Genomic DNA, 6,545 nt, shown 5'->3' on the forward strand with positions numbered 1-6,545 from the left:
AAAAAATAATAAAGGCTTAATTACAATTTTATTTATAATTAAACCTTTTTATTCTTTATTTATTATATTGTAGAATTATGAATTTAGTCTTTATCCCTTGCTCTGTAAACATTCTTTCATGCTCTGTAACTACATTTCCTTCAAATCCACTGTTATGTAAATCCCTTGTGATAAATTTTGTTTCCAAATTACATTCTTTAAAGTATTCTAAAGATTCATCAAACAGTTCATCATCATCTGTCTTAAACCAGATTTCTGAACCATCCTTTAAAAATTTTTTATATTTTTCAATTTGTCTAGTATGAGTAAGTCTTCTTTTTTTATGTCTATCTTTTGGCCATGGATTACAGAAGTTAATGTATATTCTACTTATTTCATCACCGTCACCTAACATGTTATCAATTATAGCAATTTCTTGTGACATTAATGCAACATTATCTATTTCTTGCCCCTTTTTCTCATAAGCTGCTTCAATATTTCTCTTAGCTAACACTAAAACTTCATCTTTTATATCTATAGTAATATAATTCTTATCAGGATTTTCTGAACCATGAACAGCCATGAATGTTCCTTTTCCACATCCTAATTCCATGTATATAGGCTTATCATTGCCGAAAAACTCTTTCCATCTTCCTTTATACTCACTTGGATTTTGTATAAAGAACTTACATGCCTCTAATTCTGGTCTAGCCCAAGGCTTTTTACGCATTCTCATATTTTTTCACTCCAACTTCCATCTATAATCAATAAATTCCTTCTAACTATTCCTTGCTATAAATTAATTATACAGATTTATAGACTTATTTCAACAACAAAAGAAAGTTAGACTTTATAAAATACTTCTATAAACATAGAAATATTAATCTAACTTTCTTTATACTATATATTCTAACTATTATATTTTTCTACTAGTTCTTTAAAATCATCATTTTTAACGCTTATATATTCTCTGAAACTCTTATTACTTTCTTTTAAAGTATTAGATAGTTCTAGCATAAATTTAGGTATATCTCGTTTTAAAATTTCTCCATATTTTTCAGCTAATCTAACTTCATTTGCTTTATGACTTCCATCAACAAATAACTCAAAACATTCTAATAATTCATTATCTACTCTTTTTTTCTTTCCAGCAAAACCTATTGCTCCAATTTCTTGAGCACCACAAGAATTTCCACATCCTGATATATATACTTTTGGAAGATACTTAGTATCTCCTTTATTTTCTTTTACATAAGTAATCATTTCTCTTAAAGTGTCTTGACTATCACAAATTCCTATTTGGCAAGTTGGTACACCTATACATGAAATACTTTGTTCGAAATCACTTTCTCCACCCATATCTTTAGTAATTTCTAAAAGATCTTTAGCTTCAACTCCATTAAGGTTTCTAAAATATATTCCTTCTGTTTTAGATAATCTTATCTCTGGTGATTCACATGTTTCCAGTATCATTATTATCTCTTTTAAATTTTCTAATGCTATTTGCCCTCCAACTGGATGTAAATATACACTATATAACCCTTCTTGCTTTTGCTCAATTAATCTATTATCAATAATATCAACTTTTATACCTTTTTTTGTATTTTTAATTTCTTCACACTCTAAACTTAATCCACCTTTAGCTTTAGCTGCTTCCACATGTTTCTTATAACATTCTATAAAACCTTCTTCACCTAATTTTTCAACTATATATCTAATTCTTGCTTTACTCTTATTTTCATAATTACCTTCTGAAATAAAGAAATCTACCATTCCTTGAACGTAGTATAAAACTTCATTTGCATCTATTAATTCTGGATAAACTAACGCTTTTTTAGGATTTCTTCCTAGACCTCCCCCTACATATACTCTAAAGCATTTTTTCCCTTCATTATTTACAGCCATAAATCCTAAATCTTGAACTGTACAACATGCTGTATCCTCTTCTGAGTTAGAAAATGCTACTTTTATTTTTCTTGGTAATTTATATGAAGTTATTCTCTTCATAAAATAATTATCACAAGCTATAGCATATTGAGTTACATCAAATGCTTCATTTTTATCTACTCCAGATAAAGGAGATAGTGCTACATTTCTTGGATAATTTCCTCCAGCACCTCTTGTAAAAATATTATAATTTAATGCCTCTTCCATTAAGCTACATGTATCATCTATAGTCAATCCATGATATTGAATAGATTGGCGTGTTGTAAAATGCAAATATTCTACTTCATATTTATTAGCCCATTCATATATTTTCTTTAATTGATCTAAGGCTATAACTCCAGAAGAGGTCCTAAGTCTAATAACAAAATCTTTTTGATTTCTTTGAGCATATACTCCAAATCCGCATGATATTGATCTAAAATCCATTTTTGACATATTCTTATTTAGAAATTCATACCCATTTTCTTTAAAAGGCTCTATTTCACATAATATCTCTTTTTTTATTTCTTCCATTGCTTCACCTCATACTAATCTTTTCTATCTTTACTATGCCTTCTTATTTAAATAAATATTCAAAATATATTATATATTGTTTTCATATTTCTACAATATTTTTTTTATTTTTTATTATATTAAAGAAGTAAAAATTTTATAAATTTCATTGATTTTTGTAATTTTTTTCTATAAACTTAACTTAAGTAAACATATACATAAATCAGGAGGATAATATGGAAAAAGAAACACAACTTGATTCTGAAATATCAATTAAAGAAAAATTCAAAGCTTTATCTCCCAAAGAAAAATATAGATATATATGGGAATATTATAAAATTCATATAATTATTACATTACTTTCTATAGTAGGACTAGCTTCTTTCATTCATACAATGATGACTAAAAAATCTACTTACTGTACCATAACTTATTATAATTCTTATATAGATGAAAATCAGTTATACTCCCTTAGGGATACACTTAATGATCTACTTATTGAAAATCCTGAAAAGTCAACAATACTTATTAATCCTATCTGGAGTGACTCAAATACTGGATATAGATTAACCCCTACTGAAGAAATCGCTATAAAAATAGCTGCTAAAGAAATTGATCTTGCCATTGTTAATGAAGAATACTTCAATGCGCAAGTATCACAAGATATGTTTGAAGATATCTCCACTATAGATGGTTTTGAAAACTTAAATATTCCAGAAGAACTGCTTGTTAAAGCTTCTGACTCAAATGATACTGAAGGTATATATGGTATTAAAATAGATTCTTTAAATTTACTTAAAGAGATTGACTTTCCTTCCAAGGATAATATCCTTACAATCATTGTTAACTCCGAAAGAAAAGAACATGCCATGGATGTTTTAAATGTATTAACGAAATAAACAGCCTGTCGCTTTAAATACAACAGGCTGTTTTTAATTAAAATATATCTATTTTTTAAAGATGTTTTTAAATCCTTTTTTGTGTGGAACTTCAACATTGTCTGGTTCTTCTCCACAAGCTTCCATAAATGCTTTTAATGCTTCCACTTGCTTTTCATTTAAATTCTTAGGAATTTCAACTACAACTTTTACGTACTGATCTCCTCTTCCCGAACCATTTACTCTTGGAACTCCTTTTCCTTTTAATCTGAAAAGTGTACCTGATTGCGTTCCTGCTGGAACAGTATATTTAACATCACCATCTACTGTAGGTACTGTTATTTCACATCCTAGTGCAGCTCTAGACATAGATATATGAGTATCTATATAGATATCATTTCCACGTCTATCAAACTTGCTAGATCTAGCAACATTGATTCTTATATATATATCTCCTGGAGGCCCTCCGTTAGCACCGTGCTCACCTTGCCCTCTAAGTGGTAGTACATTTCCTGTATCAACACCTGCTGGTATCTTAACACTTATCTTTCTACTCTTTCTTACTTTACCTTTTCCTGCACATGAATGACATGGTTCTTCAACTACAGTTCCTCTACCTCCACATCTATCACATGTAGATGTAGTTACGAAGTTTCCTAATGGAGTTTGTCTTTGAACCCTTACTTGCCCTGAACCATTACATGTTGGACATGTTTTTGGAGACGTTCCAGGTTTAGCTCCTGATCCATGACACTCTTCACAGTTTTCACTTCTATTAATTGTGATTTCTTTTTCAACACCAAATATAGCTTCTTCAAAGGATAAATTAATAGTGTATTCTAAATCAGCACCTTTAACCGGTCCATTTCTTCTTCTTGATGAACTTCCGCCACCACCAAAGAAACTTTCAAAAATATCTCCAAAACCACCCATATCATTGAAGTCAAAACCACCAAATCCACCTGCTCCAAATCCACTTCCATCAAAGTCAGCTGATCCAAATTGATCATATCTTGCTTTCTTTTCAGGATCAGAAAGTACTTGATAAGCTTCATTTATCTCTTTAAACTTAGCTTCTGCTTCTGTATTTCCTTGATTCTTATCAGGATGGTATTTAATAGCTAGCTTTCTAAAGGCTCTTTTTATTTCATCTTCACTTGCCCCTTTTTGAAGGCCAAGCACTTCATAATAGTCTTTACTTGCCATCTACAAATGTCACCACCTTATTACAAATTTACCTTTATATAATAACATTATAATAATAATTATTAAATACTGTACTTTTAAAAAGGGAAGACGACTTTTGTCTTCCCTCTAAATTAATTTTATTATTTGTCATCTTTAACTTCAAAATCAGCATCTACTACATTGTCATCGTGAGCTGTACCAGCATCTGCATTTGCTCCACCCATATTGTTTGGATCAAATCCTTCAGCACCTTGTTGTCCTCCAGCTTGTGCATACATCTTAGAAGATATAGCATAGAATTCTTGATTTAATTCATCCATTGCTTTCTTAATTGATTCTAAATCTTCACCATCTTTAATAGCCTTTAATGCATCTAATTTAGCTGTAACCTTAGCTTTATCATCAGCAGATACTTTATCTCCTAATTCTTCTAAAGTTTTTTCAGTTTGATATACTATTTGATCAGCATTATTCTTAACTTCTATGCCCTCTTTTCTCTTCTTATCTTCTTCAGCAAATCTTTCTGCTTCTTTTACTGCCTTTTCTACTTCTTCATCTGAAAGGTTAGTTGAAGCTGTAATTGTGATGTTTGCTTCTTTTCCTGTTCCCTTATCTAAAGCTGAAACTTTAACTATACCATTTGCATCTATATCAAATGTTACTTCAATTTGTGGAATTCCTCTTGGAGCTGGAGCAATTCCTGATAGAGTAAATCTTCCTAAAGTCTTGTTATCAGCTGCCATTTGTCTTTCACCTTGAACTACGTGAATTTCCACTGATGTTTGACCATCTGCTGCAGTTGAGAAAACTTGACTCTTCTTAGCTGGAATAGTTGTATTTCTTTCAATTAATGGTGTAGCTATACCACCCATTGTTTCAATTCCTAATGTTAATGGTGTAACGTCTAATAATAATACGTCTTTAACCTCTCCAGTTAATACACCTGCTTGTATTGCAGCACCTACAGCAACACATTCATCTGGATTAACTCCCTTAGATGGTTCTTTTCCTGTAAAGTTCTTAACTGCTTCTTGAACAGCTGGTATTCTTGTTGATCCACCAACTAATATAACCTTGTCTATTTGACTAATTGAAAGTCCTGCATCTGCTAAAGCTTTCTTCATTGGTTCGATACTTCTTTGAACTAAATCATGAGTTAATTCATTGAATTTAGCTCTAGTTAAATCTAAATTTATGTGCTTTGGACCTGTTGCATCAGCAGTGATGAATGGTAAGTTAATATTTGTTTGCATTGAAGATGATAATTCAATCTTAGCTTTTTCAGCTGCTTCTTTTAATCTTTGAAGAGCCATCTTATCATTTCTTAAATCAATACCATTTTCTGCTTTGAATGTTTCAGCTATATAATCCATAACTTTATTATCAAAGTCATCTCCACCAAGCTTAGTATCTCCATTTGTTGATAATACTTCGAATACACCATCACCTAATTCTAGTATAGATACGTCGAATGTACCACCACCTAAGTCATATACGAATATCTTTTCGCTGTGATCTGTTTTATCTAATCCATAAGCAAGTGAAGCTGCTGTTGGTTCGTTTATTATTCTTAATACTTCTAATCCAGCTATTCTACCAGCATCTTTAGTTGCTTGTCTTTCAGCATCATTGAAGTAAGCTGGCACTGTGATAACTGCTTGAGTTACTGGCTCACCTAAATAAGCTTCTGCATCAGCTTTTATCTTTTGAAGAATCATTGCTGATATTTCTTGTGGTGAATATTCTTTATCATCAATATGAGTTTTATGGTCTGTACCCATCTCTCTCTTTATTGAAATTATTGTATGATCTGGATTAGTAATCGCTTGTCTTTTAGCTACTTGACCAACTAATCTTTCTCCATTAGCTTGGAATGAAACTACTGATGGAGTAGTTCTTGCTCCTTCTGAGTTTGCTATTACGACTGGTTCTCCACCTTCCATAACTGCTACACATGAATTTGTTGTACCTAAGTCAATACCTATAATTTTTCCCATAATTATTTCCTCCTAAATTTCTAGTTAGTGTAAAGTTTTTTACACTATTTTTATTTTAAAATCT

Annotated in this window: 5 protein-coding genes; 1 reads left to right on the forward strand and 4 read right to left on the reverse strand. The window is 30.8% G+C overall.

Translation table 11 applies throughout. From position 1 onward, the window contains the following. Nucleotides 1–55 precede the first annotated feature (55 nt). Both trmB and Q5O29_RS08750 read right to left on the reverse strand, forming a co-directional pair. Entirely contained in the window at nt 56–715 is a 660-nt protein-coding gene (gene trmB, locus Q5O29_RS08745) for a tRNA (guanosine(46)-N7)-methyltransferase TrmB (RefSeq protein WP_022212575.1), read from the reverse strand. A 173-nt stretch (nt 716–888) separates the two neighbouring features. Beyond that, nucleotides 889–2,439 carry a nitrite/sulfite reductase gene (locus Q5O29_RS08750; protein WP_022212576.1) on the reverse strand — a complete coding sequence of 517 codons (1,551 nt, stop codon included), beginning with the start codon at nt 2,437–2,439 and terminating at the stop codon, nt 889–891. Nucleotides 2,440–2,654: 215 nt separating this feature from the next. Here Q5O29_RS08750 and Q5O29_RS08755 point away from each other — a divergent pair, with 215 nt between their 5' ends. Then, nucleotides 2,655–3,317 carry a hypothetical protein gene (locus Q5O29_RS08755; protein ID WP_022212577.1) on the forward strand — a complete coding sequence of 221 codons (663 nt, stop codon included), beginning with the start codon at nt 2,655–2,657 and terminating at the stop codon, nt 3,315–3,317. A 48-nt stretch (nt 3,318–3,365) separates the two neighbouring features. On the opposite strand, the gene dnaJ is transcribed toward Q5O29_RS08755, so the two are convergent. Then, nucleotides 3,366–4,502 (reverse strand): molecular chaperone DnaJ, encoded by a 1,137-nt coding sequence (gene dnaJ / locus Q5O29_RS08760; protein ID WP_022212578.1) that lies wholly within the window; start codon nt 4,500–4,502, stop codon nt 3,366–3,368. A gap of 122 nt (nt 4,503–4,624) precedes the next feature. Continuing rightward, the gene (gene dnaK / locus Q5O29_RS08765; protein ID WP_022212579.1) at nt 4,625–6,481 is read right to left on the reverse strand and encodes a molecular chaperone DnaK; all 1,857 of its coding nucleotides are present in this window, start codon (nt 6,479–6,481) and stop codon (nt 4,625–4,627) included. Nucleotides 6,482–6,545 lie beyond the last annotated feature (64 nt).

Source organism: Clostridium sp. CAG:265, assembly GCF_000436575.1.
In the GTDB taxonomy this organism is placed as follows: Bacteria; Bacillota; Clostridia; order Clostridiales; family Clostridiaceae; genus Clostridium; species Clostridium lentum.